This window comes from Catellatospora bangladeshensis (assembly GCF_016862575.1).
Classification (GTDB): Bacteria; Actinomycetota; Actinomycetes; order Mycobacteriales; family Micromonosporaceae; genus Catellatospora; species Catellatospora bangladeshensis.
On the sequence record NZ_BONF01000038.1, the window covers coordinates 1 to 22480 of the forward strand.

Annotated in this window: 23 protein-coding genes; 6 read left to right on the top strand and 17 right to left on the bottom strand. The window is 70.9% G+C overall.

What is annotated here, in order from left to right:
- Window positions 1-228: 228 nt before the first annotated feature.
- Window positions 229-1311: a TolB family protein gene (locus tag Cba03nite_RS28740; protein WP_203752742.1), complete on the top strand. Its 1083-nt coding sequence runs from the start codon at window positions 229-231 to the stop codon at window positions 1309-1311.
- Between the two features lie 173 nt (window positions 1312-1484).
- Here the strand turns inward: Cba03nite_RS28740 and Cba03nite_RS28745 are convergent, their stop codons facing one another.
- The 3 genes from Cba03nite_RS28745 to Cba03nite_RS28755 form a co-directional block, all read right to left on the bottom strand.
- Window positions 1485-2003 (bottom strand): hypothetical protein, encoded by a 519-nt coding sequence (locus Cba03nite_RS28745; protein WP_203752744.1) that lies wholly within the window; start codon window positions 2001-2003, stop codon window positions 1485-1487.
- 189 nt (window positions 2004-2192) lie between these two features.
- Window positions 2193-3215 (bottom strand): class II fructose-bisphosphate aldolase, encoded by a 1023-nt coding sequence (gene fbaA / locus Cba03nite_RS28750; protein WP_203752746.1) that lies wholly within the window; start codon window positions 3213-3215, stop codon window positions 2193-2195.
- Between the two features lie 147 nt (window positions 3216-3362).
- A complete protein-coding gene (locus tag Cba03nite_RS28755) occupies window positions 3363-3743 on the bottom strand; it encodes a phage holin family protein (protein ID WP_203752748.1) in 381 nt (126 codons plus the stop codon).
- A 69-nt stretch (window positions 3744-3812) separates the two neighbouring features.
- On the opposite strand from Cba03nite_RS28755, the gene Cba03nite_RS28760 reads away from it, so the two are divergent.
- Together Cba03nite_RS28760 and Cba03nite_RS28765 are read left to right on the top strand one after the other, a co-directional pair.
- A complete protein-coding gene (locus Cba03nite_RS28760) occupies window positions 3813-4034 on the top strand; it encodes a hypothetical protein (RefSeq protein ID WP_203752750.1) in 222 nt (73 codons plus the stop codon).
- Between the two features lie 122 nt (window positions 4035-4156).
- Complete coding sequence (locus tag Cba03nite_RS28765; protein ID WP_203752987.1) at window positions 4157-4891, top strand: DedA family protein; 735 nt, start codon at window positions 4157-4159, stop codon at window positions 4889-4891.
- A 69-nt stretch (window positions 4892-4960) separates the two neighbouring features.
- Here the strand turns inward: Cba03nite_RS28765 and Cba03nite_RS28770 are convergent, their stop codons facing one another.
- The 9 genes from Cba03nite_RS28770 to Cba03nite_RS28810 all read right to left on the bottom strand — a co-directional run bounded on the left by Cba03nite_RS28770 (window position 4961) and on the right by Cba03nite_RS28810 (window position 14849).
- Window positions 4961-6688 (bottom strand): VWA domain-containing protein, encoded by a 1728-nt coding sequence (locus tag Cba03nite_RS28770; RefSeq protein WP_203752752.1) that lies wholly within the window; start codon window positions 6686-6688, stop codon window positions 4961-4963.
- Between the two features lie 252 nt (window positions 6689-6940).
- Window positions 6941-7336, bottom strand: coding sequence for an ArsR/SmtB family transcription factor (locus Cba03nite_RS28775; protein WP_120317708.1), 396 nt, complete (start codon window positions 7334-7336; stop codon window positions 6941-6943).
- 40 nt (window positions 7337-7376) lie between these two features.
- Window positions 7377-7907, bottom strand: a complete 531-nt coding sequence (gene pyrE, locus Cba03nite_RS28780; RefSeq protein WP_203752755.1) for an orotate phosphoribosyltransferase — start codon at window positions 7905-7907, stop codon at window positions 7377-7379.
- Between the two features lie 78 nt (window positions 7908-7985).
- A complete protein-coding gene (locus Cba03nite_RS28785) occupies window positions 7986-8855 on the bottom strand; it encodes an SDR family NAD(P)-dependent oxidoreductase (protein ID WP_203752759.1) in 870 nt (289 codons plus the stop codon).
- 9 nt (window positions 8856-8864) lie between these two features.
- Entirely contained in the window at window positions 8865-9521 is a 657-nt protein-coding gene (locus Cba03nite_RS28790; RefSeq protein WP_203752761.1) for a hypothetical protein, read from the bottom strand.
- 148 nt (window positions 9522-9669) lie between these two features.
- Window positions 9670-10299 (bottom strand): hypothetical protein, encoded by a 630-nt coding sequence (locus Cba03nite_RS28795; protein ID WP_203752764.1) that lies wholly within the window; start codon window positions 10297-10299, stop codon window positions 9670-9672.
- Between the two features lie 64 nt (window positions 10300-10363).
- Entirely contained in the window at window positions 10364-10924 is a 561-nt protein-coding gene (locus tag Cba03nite_RS28800) for a Uma2 family endonuclease (RefSeq protein WP_203752767.1), read from the bottom strand.
- Window positions 10925-11037: 113 nt separating this feature from the next.
- Window positions 11038-13617, bottom strand: a complete 2580-nt coding sequence (gene clpB, locus Cba03nite_RS28805; RefSeq protein WP_203752769.1) for an ATP-dependent chaperone ClpB — start codon at window positions 13615-13617, stop codon at window positions 11038-11040.
- Between the two features lie 86 nt (window positions 13618-13703).
- Window positions 13704-14849 carry a WD40/YVTN/BNR-like repeat-containing protein gene (locus Cba03nite_RS28810; RefSeq protein WP_203752771.1) on the bottom strand — a complete coding sequence of 382 codons (1146 nt, stop codon included), beginning with the start codon at window positions 14847-14849 and terminating at the stop codon, window positions 13704-13706.
- Between the two features lie 243 nt (window positions 14850-15092).
- Here Cba03nite_RS28810 and Cba03nite_RS28815 point away from each other — a divergent pair, with 243 nt between their 5' ends.
- Entirely contained in the window at window positions 15093-15524 is a 432-nt protein-coding gene (locus Cba03nite_RS28815) for a hypothetical protein (RefSeq protein ID WP_203752773.1), read from the top strand.
- 89 nt (window positions 15525-15613) lie between these two features.
- Here Cba03nite_RS28815 and Cba03nite_RS28820 read toward each other — a convergent pair whose 3' ends face one another.
- The 5 genes from Cba03nite_RS28820 to dnaK form a co-directional block, all read right to left on the bottom strand.
- Complete coding sequence (locus Cba03nite_RS28820) at window positions 15614-15829, bottom strand: antitoxin (RefSeq protein WP_203752775.1); 216 nt, start codon at window positions 15827-15829, stop codon at window positions 15614-15616.
- 76 nt (window positions 15830-15905) lie between these two features.
- The gene (locus tag Cba03nite_RS28825; RefSeq protein ID WP_203752777.1) at window positions 15906-16313 is read right to left on the bottom strand and encodes a heat shock protein transcriptional repressor HspR; all 408 of its coding nucleotides are present in this window, start codon (window positions 16311-16313) and stop codon (window positions 15906-15908) included.
- Window positions 16314-16319: 6 nt separating this feature from the next.
- The gene (dnaJ, locus tag Cba03nite_RS28830; protein ID WP_203752779.1) at window positions 16320-17483 is read right to left on the bottom strand and encodes a molecular chaperone DnaJ; all 1164 of its coding nucleotides are present in this window, start codon (window positions 17481-17483) and stop codon (window positions 16320-16322) included.
- 80 nt (window positions 17484-17563) lie between these two features.
- A complete protein-coding gene (gene grpE, locus Cba03nite_RS28835; RefSeq protein ID WP_239126070.1) occupies window positions 17564-18412 on the bottom strand; it encodes a nucleotide exchange factor GrpE in 849 nt (282 codons plus the stop codon).
- Entirely contained in the window at window positions 18409-20250 is a 1842-nt protein-coding gene (gene dnaK, locus Cba03nite_RS28840) for a molecular chaperone DnaK (protein ID WP_203752788.1), read from the bottom strand. Before dnaK ends, grpE begins: the two co-directional genes overlap by 4 nt.
- A gap of 162 nt (window positions 20251-20412) precedes the next feature.
- On the opposite strand from dnaK, the gene Cba03nite_RS28845 reads away from it, so the two are divergent.
- The gene (locus Cba03nite_RS28845; protein ID WP_203752790.1) at window positions 20413-21036 is read left to right on the top strand and encodes a GTPase domain-containing protein; all 624 of its coding nucleotides are present in this window, start codon (window positions 20413-20415) and stop codon (window positions 21034-21036) included.
- Window positions 21037-21063: 27 nt separating this feature from the next.
- On the top strand, window positions 21064-22362 hold the full coding sequence (locus Cba03nite_RS28850) for a P-loop NTPase family protein (RefSeq protein WP_203752792.1): 1299 nt from the start codon (window positions 21064-21066) through the stop codon (window positions 22360-22362).
- The last annotated feature ends 118 nt before the right edge of the window (window positions 22363-22480 follow it).

Genomic DNA, 22480 nt, shown 5'->3' on the forward strand with positions numbered 1-22480 from the left:
CTTATCGTTTTCCGTAGTAGAAGGTGCCCTTCTTAACGCTCACCTGCCGCCGTGCCCCGCACGCTGGGCATGTTCGGAGTGCTCGGGCCGCGGTCCGCCTCCGCTTGGCGAAGATCCGCTCGGCGCCTCCGCGATCATCTGCACACAGGCTCGCGCCGCGCGGCGGCGGGAGCGGCGACTGACTGCGCGGGATGCAACCGATGTCGATAGCTCGGGCGTCGATATATCATGCGACGTTATATTACGGCTGCCGTTCTACCGCCGATGCTCGTCGGCGTGCTGCTGTCCGCCGGGTGCGCTGGAGTCGCCCCGGCACCGGCCACGGCGCTGCCCGCCGCCTGCGCGAGCGGGCTCCCCGCCGAGGGCACGCCTGAACTCCTTCCCGCCGAGCGGCCGGCGGGCCGGGCTGCGCTGGCCTACCAGGTCGGGTACGAGGCGCCGATCTGGCTGGTGACCAGCACCGGCGAGCGGTACACGATGCCGCCGCTGCCGCCCCGGCCCGCGCAGTCGCCGGATCCGCAGGCGTCCGAGCTGCCGGAGCCGCTGCCGCCGGAACCGCCGCGGCACGACTCGGTACGCGACCTCCGGCTCTCGCCGGACGGCCGGTGGCTCGCCCGCGCCGTGCACGGCACCGTGGAGCTGCGGGACCTGACCGGCACCCGGGTCGAGCAGCTGCCGGACAGCTTCAACTTCCACTGGTCGCCCGATGGCCGGTGGCTGGTGCTGCAGCGGGAGCACGGCGGCGACCGGCTGCTGCTGTCGCGGTACGACCTGACCCGTGGCGGCGTCCAGGAGTGGGCGCAGCCGGTGCCGAACATGACCTGGCACCTGCTCGGGGTGCGCCCCGACGGCTCGACCGTGCTGCGCGGCAGCCACGAGCTGGCCGGGGGTGGGGGCGAGCAGAACCCGCACGGCGTCGACGAGTCGTGGCTCGTGCTCGACCGCGACGGCCACGAGGTGACGCGGGGCACGCTCCCGGCGCGGCACAGCCTCATCCTGCTGACCGGGGACACCCTCGTCGGCGTCGGCGGCGGACGTGGTGAGCAGGATGCCGAACCGGCCGTGACGGCCGCGTTCGCGCTGGTGGGCGGGGCGCCACGGTGGACGGTGACGCATCCGCCGCACCGGCTCGGCCTGTCCTACGGCATCGCCGGGAACCTGGGCGGCGTGCCCGTGATCATGCAATCGTTCGAGCGGGGTTCGCCGGACCTGGCCGAGACGGTGGAGCTGTACACGGTCGATCCCGCGTCGGGGCGCACCACGCTCGCGTGCCTGATCCCGGAACGGAGCGAAGTCGTGCTGCCGCGCTGAGCCCACGGCCCCCGAACAGAACCCGCCGCATCGAGCCCACGGCCTCCGAGCAGGACCCGCCGCATCGAGAGGTGCACGACGCCGGCTCCGACGCCCGGGCACTGCGGGCCGAGGGTTAAGAAGGGCACCTTCTACTACGGAAAACGATAAGAAGGTGCCCTTCCTTGGGAGGGTTAGGCGACGGGGATGCGGCGCCAGAAGCCGACGGGGAGGTTGACCTCGGGTTCGCCGGTGAGGCCGTTCTCGTCCATGGCGTTGAAGAGGGCCACACGGAGGTCGCCGAAGAAGAACTCCAGGGCGTGCAGGACGTGCGGGCGCCAGGCGGTGGGGCTGATCCGCTCGATGATGTTCACGCGGGTCAGCGCGCGGCCGCGGGCGCTGAGGATGGCGGGGTGGGTGTCGGCCCACCAGTCCAGGCGCAGGCCGGGCCAGTCGAGCTGGGCCTGCAGATCGATGGTGTCCCAGCTGATCGCGCACTCGTCGAACTTGCGGTGCGTGATCTCGATGTTGGCGTCGGGGAAGCCGAAGACCACCGGGCCGCCGGTGAACCAGGCCTCGGCGTCGAGATCCCAGACGAGCCAGGAGCCGACCAGGGGCTGCCCGATGACCCGGGCGAAGCGGGAGCGGTGCGCCGCCGCCAGCGCGCCGGCGTCGTGGTGCCAGACCGGGTCGTACCCGTCGATGCCCAGCACTGCGGACCTCCTGTCCTCCAGACGCGGATTCGGACGATCGTACCGATTACCGTCAGCGAAGCCGGGGAGGCGGGGCGGCGAGCGCGTGCCCATCTTCTGCGGAGATCACGAAAAGCGGTCATGATCTGCGATGTTCCGCAGATCATGACCGCTGACAATTACCGCGCCCGGCGCGCCGGGCGGACCGGATTACTTGATCCGGGTGCCGGTGGAGCGGAGGTCCTGGCAGGCCTGCGCGACGCGGGCGGCCATGCCGGACTCGGCGGCCTTGCCCCAGGCGCGCGGGTCGTACTGCTTCTTGTTGCCGACCTCGCCGTCGATCTTCAGCACGCCGTCGTAGTTGCGGAACATGTGCTCCACGACCGGGCGGGTGAACGCGTACTGGGTGTCGGTGTCCACGTTCATCTTGACCACGCCGTAGTCGACGGCGTCGCGGATCTCCGACAGCAGCGAGCCGGAGCCGCCGTGGAACACCAGGTCGAACGGCTTCTCCTTGCCGTACTTGGCGCCGACCTGCTCCTGGATCTCCTTGAGGATCTCCGGGCGGAGCTTGACGTTGCCCGGCTTGTACACGCCGTGCACGTTGCCGAAGGTGAGGGCGGTCATGTAGCGGCCCTTCTCACCCAGGCCCAGCGCGGCGGCGGTGGCCAGCGCGTCCTCGACGGTCGAGTACAGCTTCTCGTCGATCGCGCCGACGACGCCGTCCTCCTCGCCGCCCACGACGCCGACCTCGATCTCGAGGACGATCTTCGCGGCGTGGGTCAGCGCCAGCAGCTCCTCGGCGATCTGCAGGTTCTCGTCCAGCGGCACGGCCGAGCCGTCCCACATGTGGGACTGGAACAGCGGGTTCTCGCCCCGGGCCACCCGCTCGGCGGAGATCGCCAGCAGCGGGCGGACGAAGCCGTCAAGCTTGTTCTTCGGGCAGTGGTCGGTGTGCAGCGCGACGTTCACCGAGTACTTCTTGGCGACCTCGTGCGCGAACGCGGCGAAGGCGACCGAACCGGTGACCATGTCCTTGATGGTCGGGCCGGACAGGTACTCGGCGCCGCCGGTGGAGACCTGGATGATCCCGTCGCTCTCCGCCTCCGCGAAGCCCTGCAGCGCGGCGTGCAGCGTCTGCGAGGAGGAGACGTTGATCGCGGGGTAGGCGAACGCGCCGGCCTTGGCGCGGTCGAGCATCTCGGCGTAGACCTCAGGGGATGCGATAGGCATCTGTGAACGCTCCTAGCGTCGTGCAGTAACGCGGCTGGCCGCGGCGGTGGCGTCGCGCCCGCGCATGGTGGCTGGCGGGAAGACCGCACTGTCCTCGTTACGGAAGTATTGCCTACGTCACTTGACCTGGCGAATCGGCCCCTGGCGTCACGCTTCGTCCCTGTCCGGGACCAGCAGGCTGAGCGCCCAGCTCACGATGCCCATGACGATGGCACCCCAGAACGCGGGCCAGAAGCCGTCGATCTGGAAGGGCAGCTTGAACACCCCGGCCAGCCAGTCCACGAGCAGGAACAGCAGCGCGTTGACCAGCAGCGCGAACAGGCCGAGCGTGATCACGTAGAAGACGCAGCCGAAGAGGTGGATGACGGGTTTCAGGATCGCGTTCACCAGCCCGAAGATCAGCGCCACCACGATGAGGGTGATGATGCTGCGCACGGTGGTGGCGGCGGTGACCTCGATGCCGGAGACGATCAATGTGGTGATCCACAACGCCACCGCGTTGATCACCCAACGGATCAGAAAGCCCATATGGTCATCTTCTACGCCGGAACTCACATCTGCTGGCGAACTGCCGAGGGCACGTCATACCGTGAAGCAATGACCGAGAACGTGGCGGGGAACGCGTACGCAGACGACGTGCCCGAAGCCGACGCGCTCGAACAGTCGGCCCAGGCCACCTCCCTGGCGGACGACGACATCATCAACGCCCTCCCCGACGAGCCGCTCGGAGAACCGGACGGGCCGGTGCCACCGGCCTCCGAGTGGGACGAGGTCGAGCAGAGGGTGGTCGTCGTGCCCCCCGACGAGGACTACTCCTGAAGCAGCCGTCCTCCCCCAGGTAGTGCCGCCTCCTCGACTCCATGGACGTGTCAGGGAGTTCGCAACATTGCCCGGTACTCTTGGGCGGCGTGACCGTAGTCGACTCTCTCCAGGCCCTGGCCATGCCCCCGCTGGCCTCCGCCGACTTCAACCCGCTGGACCCCAAGGCCTGGCTGGAGCTGTTCGGCCCGGCCGCCCTGTTCGGTGTCTGCTTCATCCTCTTCGCCGAGACCGGCCTCATGATCGGTTTCTTCCTGCCGGGCGACTCCCTGCTGTTCATCGCGGGTGTGTTCGCCTCCGGCTTCCTGGAGTCGCACGGTGTGCAGCTGCCCATCGGCTGGCTGCTGGTGCTCGGCCCGATCTGCGCCATCATCGGCGCGCAACTGGGCCACTGGCTCGGCGCCAAGTACGGGCCACGGATGTTCAACAAACCCGATTCACGCCTGTTCAAGCAGGATTACGTGCGTAAGGCCGAGCACTACTTCGTGAAGTTCGGCCCGCGCCGCGCGGTGGTGCTGGCCCGGTTCATCCCGATCGTGCGCACCTTCCTGAACCCGGTGGCCGGCGTGCTGGGCATGCCCGCCAAGCAGTTCTTCGTGTGGAACGTGGTCGGCGCGATCCTCTGGGTCGACGGCATCCTGCTGGCCGGCTACCTGCTGGCCGAGCAGATCATCACCGCCATCGGCGGTCCGGAGCACATCGACAAGTACATCCTGCCGATGGTGTTCCTGATCGTCTTCCTGTCGCTGATCCCCGTCTTCATCGAGATGATCCGCGACCGCAGGGAGAAGCGGCGCAACGCGCGGCTGGGCGGCGGCGACGACACCGTCGTCATGAGCAAGATCGACGCCTTCTGAGGCTGCCCCGTTCACGAGCGAAGCTCCCGCCGGACGATCGGCGGGAGCTTCGCTGTTCAGCAGGCGGGATCAGGCGAGCAGAGCGCGCAGGAAGATCGTCTCCATCTGGGCGGGGTCGGTGACCTGGAAGGCGACGCCGCCGGTGGTGTCGGCGACGGCCTGCAGGTCGGCCAGCTTCACGTCGGGGCCGAGGCCCAGCAGGACCACCCGGATCGGCTTGGTCACGTCGGCGAGCTTCTCCAGCTCCTTCTGTACGGTGCGCAGCGCCATGCCGGAGCCGTCCCGGCCGTCGGTGAAGACCACCAGGGTGTTGCTGCGCGCCGGGTCGTAGCCCTTCAGCAGCTCCCGGTAGCCCGCGATGACCGACTGGTAGAGCGGGGAGACGTCGGTGGGTTGCGGCGCGGCCTGCCGGACCGCGGTGAGCAGCTTCGAGCGCTGCGACCTGGTCAGCTCGCCGAGCGGCACCAGCGGCACGTGGCCCTTGCCCGCGAACGCCCACAGGCCCAGCTCGCTGTCGTCGGTGAACAGGCGCAGGCCGTTCTCGGCGGCGCTGCGCAGCACCTGCATCCGGACCGCGGTGTTGCCGCCGCCGGTCATCGTCCGGCCCATCGACGAGGTCGCGTCGACCAGCGCGATCACCCGGGACGGGGTCTTGGCCGCGACCCACACCGTCATCGCGCCGCGGACCTTGTTCATGTCCGCCAGCGGCTGCACGAACACCCCGGCCGAGGTGATCCCGTGGCCGGTGGGGAAGCCGGTGGAGACCTGCCCGTCCGGCGAGCGCAGCCCGTTCTCGGCGAACACGGACTTGTACTCGCCGCCGCGTACCGCCTGCGAGAACATCGCCGCGGCGGTGGCCAGCGGGCGCGGCTGGCGGGACCGGACGGCGAAGGGGAAGTCGAGGGTGGGCGCCTCGGCCAGGGTGACCGCGGCCATGGGGGCCTTCGCCTTGGCGTTGTAGGCGATCACCGACTGCTCGCTCACCGGCGCGGCGGTCAGCCCGGCCGCGTACGCCTTCCACAGCGCCTCGACGTCGGGCACCGGCCCGCCGATGGCGCGGTAGACGCCGACCAGGTTGGGCAGGTCCTTCTCCTGCGCGACGACCGCGTCGGACAGCATCATCGCGCCGACCATGCCGGCGGTGTCCCGGCGCGGCTCGACCACGCCGAGCTTGAGCGCCGACGGCTTGGCGAACAGCATCTGCTTGAGCAGCGGGGCGTCGATGCCGCCCTTGACCTTGTCGCCGAGCTGGCGGGCCACGGTCTCGGGCACCGCGAGCACCACCGGGCTGGCCGCGACGGACGGGGCGTCGGCCTCGAACAGGTCGCGGTCGACGCCGCGTACCCGGCCCAGCCAGTACGTCGAGTCCGGCACCCAGACGACGGGCAGCTCGGAGTCCTGCGGCGTGGGCGCGGGCTTGTCGGCGACGTCGATGTTGCCGCCGGCCCAGGTGCCGAGGGAGTTGGCGAGCTGGTAGGAGGGCTTGGCGACGACCTCGACGCGTACGCAGTCCTCACCGACCAGCGGGTTGGTGGCGCTCCAGCGGTTGCCGATCTCGGTGAGGGCGGGGGCGATCGCGGGGTCGGCGGCGACGGTCAGCTTGATCCCCGCGCTGCCGCAGCCGTCGGCGTCCGCGCTGACGCCGCGCACCACGACGGTGGCGAGGCCGCACAGGGACAGCACGCCGACGATGATGACGGGGATGCGCACGGCGCGGCGGCCGAACAGCCCTGTTCGGCGGGGGGCGGCGGGCAGCTCGGGGGCGTCCCAGCTGTGTCGGATGTGCCGTCCGGACATGGGTGACTCCCAGGTGGGAAGCGGCGGCGCCGGGCCCTGCGGCGGGGGTTACCGAGGCGGCAGCACGCCGAATATCGCGTCAGCTTAGAGGCCCGGCAGCCTTCTGCAACCACGTGTTCATGCTTTTCACTCACGGTTGCCGCAGCGTGCGCTGCGTGACATCCACGCCCGTCCAAGGTCACTGAAAGCGTCGTGGGGCGCACACTCCGTGATCGGAGTGTGCGCCCCACGACGCATCAGGGCCTTGCCGGGTCAGCGAGCCTTCTTCGTCGCGCGCTTGCGCGGCGGGGTCAGCAGCTCGGCGACGGTGGCGATGGCGGACGGCACGAGGCTGTAGTAAGCCCACACGCCGCGCTTGTCGCGGTTGAGCAGGCCGGCCTCGGTGAGGATGCGCAGGTGGTGGCTGACGGTCGGCTGGGACAGGCCCAGCGGAGCGGTCAGGTCACAGACGCACGCCTCGCCCTCGGGGGCGGACTGGATCAGGCTCAGCAGCCGGAGGCGAGCCGGATCGGCCAGCGCCTTCAGCACGCCGGCGAGACGCTCCGCGTCGGCACGCTCGATCGGCTCACCGGCGAGGGGCGAGATTTGAGGCAGCGGGGTTTCCACCAGAGCTGTTCCCACGTGATTTCTTCCTTCCAACAACAGCATCGATCCACCTACATATTACCAGGTACGGATCGGAGTTCCGTTAGGCCGACAGGCCAAGGTCCGCCAACGTATAGGCGGCTCGGTACGACAGTCCGGCAGCACGCACCGTATCGCCCGCGCCTCGATCGACAATAACCGCAACACCGATGACCTCGGCACCCGCCTCCCGCAGTGCATCAATAGCGGCGAGAACACTACCGCCCGTAGTCGAGGTGTCCTCGACAGCGAGCACGCGGCGACCGGCCACGTCCGGTCCTTCGATACGGCGCTGCAACCCGTGCGCCTTACCGGCCTTGCGGACGACGAAGGCGTCCAGGGGCCGGGGCGAGGTGTGCAGCATCGCCGTGGCGACCGGGTCGGCGCCCAGCGTGAGGCCACCCACGGCGTCGAAGTCCCAGTCCTCGGTCAGCTCGTTGAGCACGCGCCCGACCAGGGGCGCGGCCGCGTGATGCAGGGTGATCCGGCGGAGGTCGACGTAGTAGTCGGCCTCCTTCCCGGAGGACAGGACAACCTTCCCCCGCACCACCGCGAGATCAGTGATGAATTTACGCAGGTCGTCGCGGTCGGACATGGGACGGAGACTACTCGCCGATCCTGAGAGCTCGATCAAGGGGGTGTCCCGCGATCCGGGCAGACTCTTGCGCGACGGTCAGTTGCCGCCCTCATTGTCGCGCCCGGTGCGCACCCGAGCGCTTCGCGCGAGCCGCCGGAGCAACCGGGTCGGCGTGTGCCGCATGAATCCCACGAGCACCTTGTACTTCCAGCTCGGCACGCTCACCGTGCGGCCCCGCCGCAGGTCACGCAGCCCGTCGGCGACCACCTGGGGTGCCTGCAGCCACAGCCAGTCAGGCGTCTTCGTCATGGTGATCCCGGCCCGGTCGTGGAACTCCGTACGGGTGAAACCGGGGCACAATGCCATGACCCGTACACCTTGGTGCGCTACGGACAGCGCCACCGACTCGCTGAAGTTGGTGACCCACGCTTTACTCGCCGGATAGGTGCTGCCGGGCATCGCCGCGCCGAACCCGGCGACAGATGAGACATTGATGACATCTCCCCGCCCCCGGGCCGCCATCACCGGCAGCGCCGCGTGCGTCAACCGCATCACCGCCTGCACGTTCACCGCGAGCAGGTGCAGCTCCTGCTCCACAGTGGACCTGAGGAAAGGGGTGTTCAGCGACAGGCCGGCGTTGTTGACAAGCAGGTCAACCGGCCGGGCCGAATCACGCAGCCGTTCCTCCACCAGTTCACAGCCGTCGGTGGTGGACAGGTCCGCCGCGAGGACCGCGGCCTTCACCCCGTACGTCCTGCTCAGCGCCTCGGCGAACTCCGCGAGCCGGGCCGCGTCCCTGGCGACCAGGACGAGGTCCCAGCCGTCGGCGGCCAGGCGCACCGTGAACGCGCGGCCGATGCCGGCGGTCGCGCCGGTGACCAGCGCGGTGCGGCGTGCGCCGGACGGCTCCGCGGCAGGCTCGGCCTGGGTCTCGGGGACGGCGGTGTGGGCAGCGGAGGAGGACATCAGCTCACCTCAGACGGTCGGGGGAGGCGCGGCGGGGGTGTCGGCGCCCGGCGGCAGGGCGCGCTTCCGGCTGAAGAAGAGGTTCGCGGCCGGGAGGGCGAGCAGCACCGCAGTGGCAATGTAGCCGAGAACCTGGCCGGCGGAGGAGAGTCCGGTGAGCCCGGCCCACCAGCCGGGGAACGAGTCCACGAGCGCCTGCACGCCACGCGTGACGGACGGGTCGCCGCCGCCCTGCACGGTCACGTTACCGGTGCCCAGGGTGGTCGCGCCGGAGATGCCGCAGCAGGCGAGCATGATGCCGAGGCCGCAGACCACCCAGGTGACCACGCGGGCGACCTGGCTGCCCTGCCACACGCCCCAGGCCAGGATCGCCAGCACGATCGCCGCGAGCACGGCGGCCAGGGCGCTGATGACCAGCCCCGTCTTCAGGCTGGTCTCGATCGGGCCGAGGTCCGCCGGGTCGACGCCCGCGAGCACCGCCCGGACCCGGAAGTGGTTGAGCACGGTGTTGATCGCGGCCAGGTGCAGGATCGCGTTCACCACGTTGAGCAGGGCCAGCAGGCCGAGGATCGCGGTTGCGGCGGTGACCACGGCGGGACGCCCGTGCTCGGCGCTCGGATGGGCCGGATTCACCGGCTCCACCGGCTGCGAAGCGGAATGCGACATTGGCGTACCCCCGAAACGAGCGGCGCGAGTCATGCTCCAGATCGGAAGTTACCCCTATCACCTGTACTTATGTGCCTGATTCGGGATAACACAGACAGCGCGGGACCGGTGCCCATGAGCACCGGTCCCGCGCTGTCGTCAGCCCAGGTCAGACCGGGTACGCCGGCGGCGTCCACTCCGGCGCGGGCTTGCGGAAGAAGTTGTTCGACGGCGGCAGCGCCAGCAGGATGATCACGGCGAGCAGGGCGAGCAGCTGCACCACGGTGATCACGATGCTCACGCCCGTGGTCCAGTCCGGCATCTGCTCCGACAGCCGCTTGGTGATCTCCTCCTGGTCGATCCCACCCGCGCTGCCCCCGGTCAGCGAGGCGGTCATCGCCTGACCGGCCAGGCCGAACCCGCAGCAGCACAGGCCGATGCCGCCGATGACCCAGGTGGTGACCCGGGCCCACTGCTTGCCCCGGTTCACGAACAGGCCGAGGATCACGAACAGCACGGCGATGACCACGGTCAGCACCGCGCCGCCGTACGCCGCGCCCATCACGATCGCGGCGCTGCTCTCGGCCATCGACGGGTCGGCGCCGCCCTGCCGGTAGATGTCCTCGATCTCGCTCGCGGACAGCGCGGAGTACGTGTAAACGGACAGCGCCGCGCTCAGCACGAGCAGGGCCGAGGTCAGATAGAGCAGCATGCTGGAGGCGGTGACCGTGCCGGGCCGCGGACCGGCGCCGGGCGCGGGCGGGACCAGGTAGCCGCTCGGAGGTGGCGTGTACGACATGCGGACACCGTAATCGCTGCTCGCCACGCGCGCCTGCGACCTCAGATCGATCGCCGCTCCCTCCTCAGGAGGAGGCCAGCTCCTCCACGGCGACATGCGCCCAGGGCAGGCCGGGCGCCGCGATCAGGTCACCAGGCACCCAGCGGCCGGTCGGCACGTACGGGCCGTCGTCGACGAGCTGGTGGGTGTACACCGCGAGCGCGGGCTTGGACTCCACCCGCCAGTAGTGCGCGACCCCCGCGTCCGCGTACTCGGCGGGCTTGTGCTTGCGATCCGCGGTCTCAGTGCCGGGCGAGACGACCTCGACCGCCAGCATCACCTGCTCGGGGCGATAGGAGTAGCCGTCGGGGTCGTACGCGTCCGCCCGGACCACCAGCACGTCGGGGTTGCGCCGGTGATCATCCGACAGGAACAGCTCCTGCTCGCGCAGCACGCGCAGCTCCGGCGGGCAGACCTGGCGCAACACGGCGACTAACGCGTCGACCAGGTCCTGATGCCGACCGGTCGGCGGGGTCATGAAGGTCAGCACTCCGTCCACGAGCTCGATGCGGGGGTTCGGAGGCAGCGCCTCGTATTGAGCGCCGGTGATCCGGACCCCGATCAGCGGCGGCAACACCTGGGTCATGACTTGCCCCCCTTCACTCGATCCAGTCTCGGACGTCCGTCAGGCCAGCGTCAACATGACTTCGAGGGTAGGCGGCGCCGGCCGCCACCTACCCTCGTCATCGTCTGCCCAGGTCAGGCGATACGCAGCGCGTCGCCGTCCCGGTCGATGAGGACCGTGTCGCCGTCCCGGACCTCGCCGGCCAGCAGCGCCTTGGCGAGCTTGTCGCCGATGGCCGACTGGATCAGGCGGCGCAGCGGGCGCGCCCCGTACACCGGGTCGTAGCCGTGCCCCGCCAGCCACTTGCGGGCCACGTCGGTGACCTCCAGGGTGAGCCGCCGGTCGGCGAGCCGCCGCCGCAGCCGGGCCAGCTGGATGTCCACGATCGAGGTCAGCTCGTCCTGGCTGAGCGCGTGGAAGACCACGATGTCGTCGAGCCGGTTGAGGAACTCGGGCTTGAAGTGGGTGCGCACCACCGCCATGACCGAGTCCTTACGCTGCTCCTCCGACAGGGTCGGGTCGGCGATCGCGTGCGAGCCCAGGTTCGAGGTGAGGATCAGGATCGCGTTGCGGAAGTCGACCGTGCGGCCCTGCCCGTCGGTGAGCCGCCCGTCGTCGAGCACCTGGAGCAGCACGTCGAACACGTCCGGGTGTGCCTTCTCCACCTCGTCGAGCAGCACCACGGAGTACGGCCGCCGCCGCACCGCCTCGGTGAGCTGCCCGCCCTCCTCGTAGCCGACGTAGCCGGGCGGGGCGCCGACCAGGCGGGCCACCGAGTGCTTCTCGGCGTACTCGCTCATGTCGATGCGGACCATGGCCCGCTCGTCGTCGAAGAGGAACTCGGCCAGCGCCTTGCCCAGCTCGGTCTTGCCCACGCCGGTGGGGCCGAGGAAGAGGAACGATCCGGTGGGCCGGTCGGGGTCGGCGATGCCGGTGCGCGCCCGGCGCACCGCGTCGGAGACCGCGGCGACCGCCTCGGCCTGCCCGATCACCCGGGACCCGAGCGACTCCTCCATGCGCAGCAGCTTCTCGGTCTCGCCCTCCATCATGCGGCCGGCCGGGATGCCGGTCCACGCGGCGACGACCTCGGCGACGTCGTTCGCGCCGACCTCCTCCTTGAGCATCGCGCCGTGCGTCTGGAGCGCGGCCAGCTCCTGCTCGGCGTGGGCGAGGTCGCGCTCCAGCGCCGGGATGCGGCCGTAGCGCAGCTCGGAGGCGCGGCCCAGGTCGAGGTCGCGCTCGGCGCGGTCGGCCTGCGTACGCAGCTCCTCCAGCTGCTCCTTGGCCACGGAGATGGCCTGGATGTGCTGCTTCTCGTTGCGCCAGCGGTCGGACAGCGCGGCCAGGTGCTCCCGCTTGTCGGCCAGCTCGGCGCGCAGCTTGGTCAGGCGCTCGGCGGAGGCCGGGTCGGGCTCCTTGGCCAGCGCCATCTCCTCGATCTCCAGGCGGCGCACCTGGCGCTCGATCTCGTCGACCTCGGTGGGCCGGGAGTCGATCTCCATGCGCAGCCGGGAGGCCGCCTCGTCCACCAGGTCGATCGCCTTGTCCGGCAGGAAGCGGTCGGCGATGTAGCGGTCGGACAGCGACGCCGCGGCGACCAGCGCGCCGTCCGTGATGCGTACGCCGTGGTGCACCTCGTAGCGCTCCTTGAGGCCGCGCAGGATGCCGATGGTGTCCTCGACGGTGGGCTCGCCGACCACCACCGGCTGGAAGCGCCGCTCCAGGGCCGGGTCCTTCTCGATGTGCTCGCGGTACTCGTCGAGGGTGGTCGCGCCGACCATGCGCAGCTCGCCGCGGGCCAGCATGGGCTTGAGCATGTTGCCCGCGTCCATCGAGCCCTCGCCCTTGCCCGCGCCGACCACGGTGTGCAGCTCGTCCAGGAAGGTGATCACCTGGCCGTCGCTGGCCTTGATCTCCTCCAGCACGCTCTTGAGCCGCTCCTCGAACTGGCCGCGATACTGCGCGCCGGCGACCATGGCGCCGAGGTCGAGGCTGACCAGCTTCTTGTCGCGCAGCGACTCGGGCACGTCGCCGGCCACGATGCGCTGGGCCAGGCCCTCCACGATCGCCGTCTTGCCGACGCCCGGCTCGCCGATGAGCACCGGGTTGTTCTTGGTACGCCGGGAGAGCACCTGGATCACGCGGCGGATCTCGGGATCGCGGCCGATGACCGGGTCCACCTTGCCGTCGCGGGCGCGGGCGGTCAGGTCCACGCCGTACTTCTCCAGCGCCTGATACTGCTGCTCGGGGTCCGGGGTGGTGACCCGGCGGTCGCCGCCGCGGATCTCGGGGAACGCGGCGACCAGCGCCTCCTCGGTCGCACCGGCCTGCTTGAGGGCCTTGCCCACCGCGCCGCCGACCCGGGCCAGCCCGGCCAGCAGGTGCTCGGTGGAGACGTACTCGTCGCCCAGTGGCCGGGCCACCTGCTCGGCCGCGTTGATCGCGTTGACCAGCTCGCGGGACAGGCTCGGCTCGGCGACGCTGCTGCCGTGCGCCGTCGGCAGCTGCTCCACCGCGCGCGCGGCGGCGCGGCGCACGTCGGCGGGGTTGGCCCCGACCGCGCGCAGCAGCCCCGCGGCGGTGGACCCGCCGGTGTCCAGCAGCGCGAGCAGCAGGTGCCACGTCTCGACGGTGGCGTGGCCCCGCTGCTGCGCGGTGGCGGCCGCGGTGGTGATGACCTCGCGGCTCTTCGTGGTCAGGCGCTGAGTGTCCATACGCTCCCTCGGCTGAGTGCTCCGAACAAAGTTGAGCCTACTGCACTCAACTTGGCCCGGCCAGTCTGGAGGGACGTTGTCGTCGCTCACATCAGGGTGAGCTCCACCCATTCGCGCTGCCAGCCGTCGCCGCGGCCGAGATGGATCCGGCCGGGCACGTTCTGGCGGCCGAACAGGGTGCCGTCGGGCAGCACGCCGATCCAGTCCAGCCGCGGCGTTCCGGGCACCGCGACGTAGCGGTCCGCCAGGTAACCGACGCCCTCCGGGCCGGCGATCGCCAGCAGGCCGCTGCCCGCCGGTGCCACCGAGTACGGATGGTTCGGCTGCTCCCGGATGCCCTCGATCGGGCGGGGCCGCCACGCGCCACCCGTCAGCTGCCAGACCAGCGGCAGGCCGGTGCCCTTGAGCACCGAACCGCCCAGCAGCGACGTGCCGCCGCCCAGGCTCGACATCGGATCCTGCTCGCCGATCAGCCACGCGTCACCGGTGGGGGAGACCCGCACGAACAGCGCGAACAGCTGCCGTCCGGGCTGCTCCGGCACGGCCAGCCGCTGCCACGTCACGCCGCCGTCGGTGCTGCGCGCGGTCTCCCTGCCCTTGTCGAAGCGGGTGAGCCAGATCGTGCCGTCCCGGGTGACCGTGGCGCCCCCGCCCTGGTAGCCGTCCGGCAGCGGCACGGGCTTCCCGGTCCGGTAGTCGGTGAGCACGGCCTCGGTCGAGGTGTACTCGACGCCGAAGGGCACGCCCGTGGCCGCGCGGTGGTCCCGCGGGACCTCGCGCGCGAAGGTGTACGTCCGCCCGCCGTCCCGGGACAGGTGGTAGCCGTTGGTCTCGCTCCACAACGAGAGCTGCTGCGGGCCGTCGACGTAGAGCTGGAGGTTGTGGCCGTCGCGGTCCGGGACCGGGCGGGGCTGCCAGGTGGCGCCGCCGTCGGCGCTGGCGAACAGCAGCCCGCCCCGGCACGGCCCGTTGGTCGGGCAGTCGCTGAACAGGGCATACCCGTGCCGGGCGTCGGCGAACTCGATGAAGGCCTGGTATCCCTGCGGCACCCCGGCCACCCGGACGGTGCGCTCGGTGACCACCGCCCGCGCCGGGGGAGCGGAACGGTCCGTCACGGGGGCGGACGTGGCCGGGGCCGGCGCCGCCGGGTCGCCCGGCGAGCACGCCGCGGCCAGGCCCGCCACGAGGCAGAGCAGCAGCAGCGGGCGCGCCCGGCCCGTGCGGCGATTCACGCTGGTGAAAGTCATATCGGGACGAGCCCTGAGCCGCCCGGCGGGTTCCCGCCGGACGCGCCCGAGCGTGCCCCTGACGCCCGGCTGGCGTGCCCGGTTGGTCGCGGTGCGTAACAGGTTGATGAAAGTACTGGCTGTGACCTTCCCTTGACCAGGCAGGGCACGCTAGCGTGTCGCGGCAGCAGCGCCGCTGACTCTGGCCGCGTCTCCCACAGCCCGCTTTCATTCCAGCGGAGGATAACGATGAGCGCTCCCCCGGCGGTGTTCCGTGGCTTCGCGAACCCGGTCGACCCCACGCCCAACGAGTTGCGGACCTGGGCGTACGCACCGGAATCCGTGCCCCTCACCGCGATGCCCCCGGACTGGGACCTGCTGGTCTCCGGCGACCGGCTCATCAACACGCTGTTCGACCTGGCCATGGACACCAGCTGCCCGGCCCGCCGCTTCGCCCTGCACTGCCTCTACATCTACGCCGCCGACGCGATCCGCACCGGCTTCAAGGCCCACCCCCGGCGCAAGCTGCGCAAGCTCGTCGAGGAGGCCGAGGAGGAGGGCGACGAGCAGATGGCGGTATGGGCCCACAACACCCGCGTGCTGCTGGCCCGGCCCGGCCTGTTCGACTACAACGACTGGTGCGAGGGCGGCCTGGTCCGCCACGGCCGCCGCCTGCAGTAGCCGTTCTGCCACGTGAGCGAAGCTCCCGCCGTGCTGTCGCAACAGCATGCCGGGAGCTTCGCTCGTTCAGCGGTCGGGCAGCGGGACGGCTACTTCGGATCCATCTTGTCGATCGCGCTCTTAGCCGCGTCCTGCGCCTTGTCGACGTGGCCCGCGTACTTGCCGCCGGTCTTGTCGTCGACGGCGTCGCCCGCCTGGTCGACCATGTCTTTGGCCTTGTCCTGCATCTGCTTGGCCTTGTCCGAGGCCTCGTCGCCCTTGCCGTCCATGCCGAGGGCGTCCTTGGCCTTGTCCAAAATGCCCATCTTCATCCCCCTCCGGGCAGCCCGACAATTCGGACTTATCCCTGGTACGAGGATACCGGCCGAGCCCGGCGCGGGCTCAGCCTTCGCTCGAACGCGGACGCCAGACCACCAGCGCCGTCGAGGTGCGCGTGCTCGGCAGCAGCTCGCTGCGCGGGAACGCGGAGATCGCCTCCAGCTGCGCCAGCCGCGCCTCGGCGTACGCCAGCCGCTCCTGCATGTGCTGCAGCCGCTCGCGCAACTCCAGCACCAGGCGCTCCTGGTCGATGATCCGCCTGACGCCGGCGAGGTTGACGCCCTCCTCCTGGCTCAGCCGCTGGATCTCACGCAGCAGCTCGACGTCGCGCAGGCTGTAACGGCGGCCGCCGCCCGCGGAGCGCCCCGGCTCGACCAGACCCATCCGGTCGTACTGCCGCAGCGTCTGCGGGTGCATGCCGGCCAGCTGCGCGGCCACCGAGATGAGCAGCACCTTGGCGTGTTCATCCACTGTGGATCACCTCCGTTCCAGGTGGTCCCGCCGGACGGGCGGGGCCAGCTCGGTGAAGCGCACCAGCGCCTCCCGAGCCTCCTCGGACAGCTGCTGCGGCACCACTATCTCCACGGTAACCAGCAGGTCTCCGCTGTGGCCATCACGTTTGGGCACACCCTTGCCGCGCACCCGCAGCAGGCGCCCGCTCGGCGTGCCCGGCGGCACCTTGACCTTCATCATGCCGTCCAAAGTGGGCACCCGGACCTCGGCGCCGAGCACCGACTCGGCGTAGGTGACCGGGATGGTGACGGTCAGGTCGTCGCCGTTGCGGCCGAACATCGTGTCCGGGCGCACGATCGCCCGGATGTAGAGGTCGCCGGGCGGGCCGCCGCGCTCGCCCGGCTCGCCGCGCCCGGCCAGCCGGATGCGCTGGCCGTCGGCGACGCCCGCCGGGATGCGTACGGTCAGCGTACGGGTCTTGGTCACCCCGCCGGTGCCCGCGCACTCCGGGCACTTGTGGTCGACCACGGTGCCCACGCCCTGGCAGTCGCGGCACGCCTCGGCGAAGCCGAACGCGCCCTGGTTGCGGTTGATCACACCCGCGCCGTGACAGAACTTGCAGGTGCGCGGCCGGGTGCCCGGCTTGGCGCCGTCGCCGTGGCAGGTGTCGCAGACGCCGAGCGTCCGCAGCGTCAGCGGCTGGGTCGTGCCCTGCACCGCGTCCGCGAAGTCCAGGAAGATCTCCGCCTCGACGTCGCGCCCACGGGCCGGGCCGCGTGGCGGCGCGCCGGTGCCGGGCCCGCCGGAGAAGATCGAGCCGAACAGGTCGGCGAACCCGGCGCCGCCGAAGCGCTGGTCGCCGCCCCCGCGACCGCCGCCGTGGCCGAACAGGTCGGACATGTCGAAGGGCTGGCCGCCGGAGCCGCGCGCACCGCGCCGGAACGCGCCCGACTCGAACAGCGAGCGCATCTCGTCGTACTCGCGCCGCCGGTTCTCGTCGGAGAGCACGTCGTACGCCTCCGACACGGACTTGAAGCGCTCCTCCGCGGCGGCGTTGCCGGGGTTGTGGTCCGGATGCAGCTCACGTGCGAGCCTGCGGTACGCCCTCTTGATCTCTGCGGACGTGGCGTCCTTGGCCACCCCGAGCACCGCGTAGAAGTCCTTCTCCAGCCAGTCTTTCGAGCTCATCCAGTACCCCCTCCCCCTGTCGCGACCGAGGCTCCCCTCCCGCTCGCGTACGCGGCGGGAAGGGAGCCTGGGTCATGTTGTCATTCCGGTGCCGCGACGGCCACCATGGCCGGGCGCAGCAGGCGCTCGCCCAGCAGGTAGCCCCGGCGCATCACGTCGATGCAGGTCGGCTCGGTGACCTCGGCGGACGGCAGGTGCGCCACCGCCTCGTGCCGGTTCGGGTCGAAGGGGTCGCCCTTCTCCCCGAACGCGGTCAGGCCGAACTTCGCCACGACCGCGCCGAGCTGCTCGGCGACCGCGCCGAACGGCCCGGTCAGGTCGCCGTGGTCGCGCGCCCGGTCCAGGTCGTCCAGGATCGGGAGCAGTGCCGACAGCACCGAACCGGTGGCCAGGTCAGCGGCGACCGTGCGGTCGCGCTCCACCCGCCGGCGGTAGTTGGCGTACTCGGCGGACACCCGCTGCAGGTCCGCCGTGCGCTCCTCCAGCGCGGTGCGCAGCTGCGCCAGCTCCGCGCCCAGCGCGGCGGGCACCGCACCGGCCTCGGGCTCGGCCGCCGGCTCCGCGGCAGGCTCGGCCTCGACGACCTCGCCCTCCACGGCCTCGGCGGTCTCGGTGGCAGGCGCGGCCTCGGCCTCGGCGGCCTCCGGCACGCCCAGGTCGACGGTCTCCGTCTCGACGGTGACCGCCTCGGCGACGACCTGCTCGGGTGCGTCCTGCGGGGGGTTCCCGGCTGCCGGAGTCTCCTCCTGCACCGGCGTGCTCTGCTGCGTCGGGGTGCTCGGCTCGGTGTCGGCCGCCTGGGCGGCCGGGGTCTCCGGCTGCTCGGACATGGTCGCTCCGCTCGGGCTGATCTTGCGCTTGTTCTTGATCACGATGCGCTCGCCGGCGGGCGGTTGCTCCGCCGGCGAGGCACCCTTTGCTCCGGTCACTTCTTGCCCTCGTCGTCGATGATCTCCGCATCGACCACGTCGTCATCGCTCTTCGGGCCGCCGGTCGCGCCCTGCGGGCCCGCGTCGGTCGCGCTCGGACCGCCGGCCTGGCCGTACAGCGCCGAACCGGCCGCCTGCGACACCTGCGCCAGCTTCTCGTGCGCCGACTTGATCTTCTCGATGTCGGTGCCCGCCAGCGCGCTGCGCAGCTCGCTCAGCGCCTCGTTGATGTTCTCCCGCGCGTCGGACGGCAGCTTGTCGCCGCTCTCCGCGAGGAACTTCTCGGTCTGCCACTGCAGCGCCTCGGCCACGTTGCGGGTCTCCGCCTCCTCGCGGCGGCGGCGGTCCTCCTCCGCGTGCTCCTCGGCGTCGCGGCGCATGCGCTCGATGTCGTCCTTCGGCAGCGACGAGCCGCCGGTGATCGTCATCGACTGCTCCTTGCCGGTGCCCAGGTCCTTGGCGGACACGTGCACGATGCCGTTGGCGTCGATGTCGAAGGTGACCTCGATCTTCGGCACGCCGCGCGGCGCCGGCGCGATGCCGGTCAGCTCGAACGTGCCGAGCTTCTTGTTGTACGCCGCCATCTCGCGCTCGCCCTGGAAGACCTGGATGAGCACGGAGGGCTGGTTGTCGTCGGCGGTGGTGTAGACCTCGGACCGCTTGGTCGGGATGGTGGTGTTGCGCTCCACCAGGCGGTGCATGATGCCGCCCTTGGTCTCGATGCCCAGCGACAGCGGGGTCACGTCCAGCAGGAGGACGTCCTTGACCTCACCCTTGAGCACACCGGCCTGCAGGGCCGCGCCGACCGCGACGACCTCGTCCGGGTTGACGCCCTTGTTGGGCTCCTTGCCGGTGAGCTGCTTGACCAGGTCGGTCACGGCGGGCATCCGGGTGGAGCCGCCGACCAGGATGACGTGGTCGATGTCGGCCAGCTTGACGCCCGCGTCCCGGATCGCCGACTCGAACGGCGCCTTGCACCGGTCGAGCAGGTCCTGGGTCATGCGCTGGAACTCCGCCCGGGTCAGGGTCACGTCCAGGTGCAGCGGGCCCTCGGCGCCGGCGGTGATGTAGGGCAGGTTGATGCCGGTGGTGTTGGCGGCCGACAGCTCGATCTTGGCCTTCTCCGCGGCCTCCTTGAGGCGCTGCATGGCCATCTTGTCGGCGCCCAGGTCCACGCCGTACTGGCCGCGGAAGGTCTTCACCAGGTGCTCGATGATGCGCTCGTCCCAGTCGTCGCCGCCCAGGTGGTTGTCACCGGAGGTCGACTTGACCTCGACGACGCCCTCGGCCAGCTCCAGCAGCGAGACGTCGAACGTGCCGCCACCGAGGTCGAAGACCAGGACGGTCTGCTCCTTCGAGCCCTTGTCCAGGCCGTACGCCAGCGCGGCGGCGGTGGGCTCGTTGACGATGCGCAGCACGTTGAAGCCGGCGATCTCACCGGCCTCCTTCGTCGCGGTGCGCTGCGCGTCGTTGAAGTACGCCGGGACGGTGATCACCACGTCGGTGACCGTCTCGCCCAGGTAGGCCTCGGCGTCGCGCTTGAGCTTCTGCAGCACACGCGCGGAGATCTCCTGCGGCGTGTACTTCTTGCTGTCGATGTCGACGGTCCAGTTGGTGCCGACCTCACGCTTCACGGACCGGATGGTGCGGTCCGGGTTCGTCACCGCCTGGCGCTTGGCCACCTCACCGACGAGCACCTCACCGTTCTTGGCGAACGCCACGATCGAGGGCGTCGTGCGGGAGCCCTCGGCGTTCGCGATGACGGTGGGTTCGCCACCCTCGAGCACGGCCATACAGGAGTTGGTCGTACCCAGGTCGATGCCGACCGCACGTGCCATGTTCGTGTTCCTCCAAGATCAGAGTTGCCGGACCGTCAAGTTGAGTCCGGACGACTCAATACTGACACGGGAGCCGAAACTGTCAAGCGGAAGGTTGAGCCCGTCACACTCAAGTTTGACGGTGTCCTAGTGAGTTGTCCCATTTCCGCTTAGGCTTCCCCTGTGTATGACCAACGAGTAACCGAGGGCGGGGCGGCCCGGACCGCACCTCTGCTCGCGGTGGTCGGAGGGCCGACCGGCGCGGGCAAGTCGACGCTGGTCAACAGCCTGGCGCGAGCCCCGATCAGCGCCACCGGCATCCTCCGCCCCACCACCCGCAAACCGGCCCTGGCCTGCCACCCCCGCAGCGTGGCCGCGATGTCCTGGCTCGGGATCCCGCCGATCGCGGCACCCGCCCTCCCGGCGCACCTCGCGATCGTGGACGCGCCGGACGTGAACGCCGTCGACCAGACCAACCGGTCCGCGACCGAGGCCGTGTTCGAGCGGGCCGACCTCTGGATCTTCCTGACCACGGCGGCCCGCTACGCTGACGCCCAGGCGTGGCGGGACCTGCGCGCCGCGCAGCAGCGAAGGGTCGATCTCGCCGTGATCCTCGACCGCGTTCCCAGTGCGGCCGCGGACGAGATCCTGCCGCACCTCACGCAACTGCTCGGCGAGCCGGTGCCGCTGTTCGTGGTCGCGGAGTCCGAGCTCGACCGGCAGGGCATGCTCGCCGAGAGGGTGGTCACTCCGATCTGGGAGTTCCTCCACAAGTGCGCGAGTGCGAAACTTGCCGAGGCAACATGACGTCGAGGAGAGCGGAAGGAGGGCCCGGTGACCCACGCCACCCCCGGTAGTGAGTCCGTCGCCACCAAGCTCGACATCGTCCAGCAGGTCGTGGACCTCGCGGGCGAGCACCTCGCCGGTGAGCCGGCGCTGGAGAACGCGCGGGTGATCGCCGAGCGCTCGGCGGACCGGCTGCGGCTGTCCCGGGGCTTCACCACCATCGCGCTGGCCGGCACCACCGGCAGCGGCAAGTCCAGCATGTTCAACGCGTTCACCACGATCGACCGGTCGCCCGCGGGCATCCTGCGCCCGACCACCTCCGAGCCGTACGCATGCGTGTGGGGCAGCCTGACGTACGCCGACGAGCTGCTGGACTGGCTCGGCGTCTCCTCGCGGCGCCGGTTCACGCGCGAGTCCGCGCTCGACGCCAACGACGAGGCCGGCCTGCGCGGCATGATCCTGCTCGACCTGCCCGACGTCGACTCCGTCGAGCCGCGCCACCGCGCCGAGGTGGACCGGCTGCTGCACCTGGTCGACGTCGTGGTCTGGATCTGCGACCCGCAGAAGTACGGTGACCAGCTCGTACACGAGGGTTACCTGCGCCAGCTCGCCAGCCAGCGCGACGGCCTCATCGTCGCCCTCAACCAGACCGACAAGCTGCAGCCCGCCCAGCTGCCCAAGGTCGGCGCCGACCTGCGCCAGCTGCTCGACGACGGCGGCCTGGGCAAGGTGCCCCTGGTCCCGACCTCGGCGACCGGCGACGTGCCCGCGCTGCCGACGAGCAAGCGCGGCCCGATCAAGCCCAAGCCCGGCCCGTTCGTCACCGAGCGCTCCACCCGCGGCTACCCCGGCGTGGCCGTGCTGCGCGCCCTGCTGGAGCCGGTCATCCTGCGCGGCACCGTCGCCGAGGAGGCCGTCGACCGCGACCTCACCGCGACCCTGGCCGACTTCGCCAAGCTGGTGGGCAACCCGGTCACCCCGCCGTCGATCAACTCCCTGGTCCGCGGGCTGGCCTCGGCCGGCACGGACGCCGCCCGCGTCGAGCAGTCCGTCCAGGCGTTCGCCGCGAGCGCCGCGGCCGGCCTGCCCGGCCCCTGGGCACGAGCCGTCGAGACGGCCGCCCGGTCCCGCCTCGGCGAGCTGCCCGCGGCACTGAGCCAGGCCGTCGCGTACGCCGACGCGCAGCGCCCGCGCCGCGCGTGGCTGCCCGGTGCGAAGAAGCGCGCCGACGCCCGCACCGAGACGATCCTGCGCGCCGAGATCGACAAGGTCGCCCTGCGTTACGTGGTGGAGCCCGTCCGCCGGGCCCTCACCGCCTACGAACGCACCCGCACCACCCTGACCTGACCACCTTTTCCCGCAACCCGCGGGCTTCCACCGTCAAGATCGCCGTCTCGTGTCACTTTGTGCAGCCTGACCGCACCTCCCGACACGAGACGGCGATCTTTTCCATCCGGCGGCCGCC

Coding starts and splice junctions, on each gene's coding strand:
- Cba03nite_RS28740 (WP_203752742.1), top strand. CDS start 229: ATGCGACGTTATATTACGGCTGCCGTTCTACCGCCGATGCTCGTCGGC.
- fbaA (WP_203752746.1), bottom strand. CDS start 3,215: ATGCCTATCGCATCCCCTGAGGTCTACGCCGAGATGCTCGACCGCGCC.
- Cba03nite_RS28755 (WP_203752748.1), bottom strand. CDS start 3,743: ATGGGCTTTCTGATCCGTTGGGTGATCAACGCGGTGGCGTTGTGGATC.
- Cba03nite_RS28760 (WP_203752750.1), top strand. CDS start 3,813: ATGACCGAGAACGTGGCGGGGAACGCGTACGCAGACGACGTGCCCGAA.
- Cba03nite_RS28765 (WP_203752987.1), top strand. CDS start 4,157: ATGCCCCCGCTGGCCTCCGCCGACTTCAACCCGCTGGACCCCAAGGCC.
- Cba03nite_RS28770 (WP_203752752.1), bottom strand. CDS start 6,688: ATGTCCGGACGGCACATCCGACACAGCTGGGACGCCCCCGAGCTGCCC.
- Cba03nite_RS28775 (WP_120317708.1), bottom strand. CDS start 7,336: ATGCTGTTGTTGGAAGGAAGAAATCACGTGGGAACAGCTCTGGTGGAA.
- pyrE (WP_203752755.1), bottom strand. CDS start 7,907: ATGTCCGACCGCGACGACCTGCGTAAATTCATCACTGATCTCGCGGTG.
- Cba03nite_RS28785 (WP_203752759.1), bottom strand. CDS start 8,855: ATGTCCTCCTCCGCTGCCCACACCGCCGTCCCCGAGACCCAGGCCGAG.
- Cba03nite_RS28790 (WP_203752761.1), bottom strand. CDS start 9,521: ATGTCGCATTCCGCTTCGCAGCCGGTGGAGCCGGTGAATCCGGCCCAT.
- Cba03nite_RS28795 (WP_203752764.1), bottom strand. CDS start 10,299: ATGTCGTACACGCCACCTCCGAGCGGCTACCTGGTCCCGCCCGCGCCC.
- Cba03nite_RS28800 (WP_203752767.1), bottom strand. CDS start 10,924: ATGACCCAGGTGTTGCCGCCGCTGATCGGGGTCCGGATCACCGGCGCT.
- clpB (WP_203752769.1), bottom strand. CDS start 13,617: ATGGACACTCAGCGCCTGACCACGAAGAGCCGCGAGGTCATCACCACC.
- Cba03nite_RS28815 (WP_203752773.1), top strand. CDS start 15,093: ATGAGCGCTCCCCCGGCGGTGTTCCGTGGCTTCGCGAACCCGGTCGAC.
- Cba03nite_RS28820 (WP_203752775.1), bottom strand. CDS start 15,829: ATGGGCATTTTGGACAAGGCCAAGGACGCCCTCGGCATGGACGGCAAG.
- dnaJ (WP_203752779.1), bottom strand. CDS start 17,483: ATGAGCTCGAAAGACTGGCTGGAGAAGGACTTCTACGCGGTGCTCGGG.
- dnaK (WP_203752788.1), bottom strand. CDS start 20,250: ATGGCACGTGCGGTCGGCATCGACCTGGGTACGACCAACTCCTGTATG.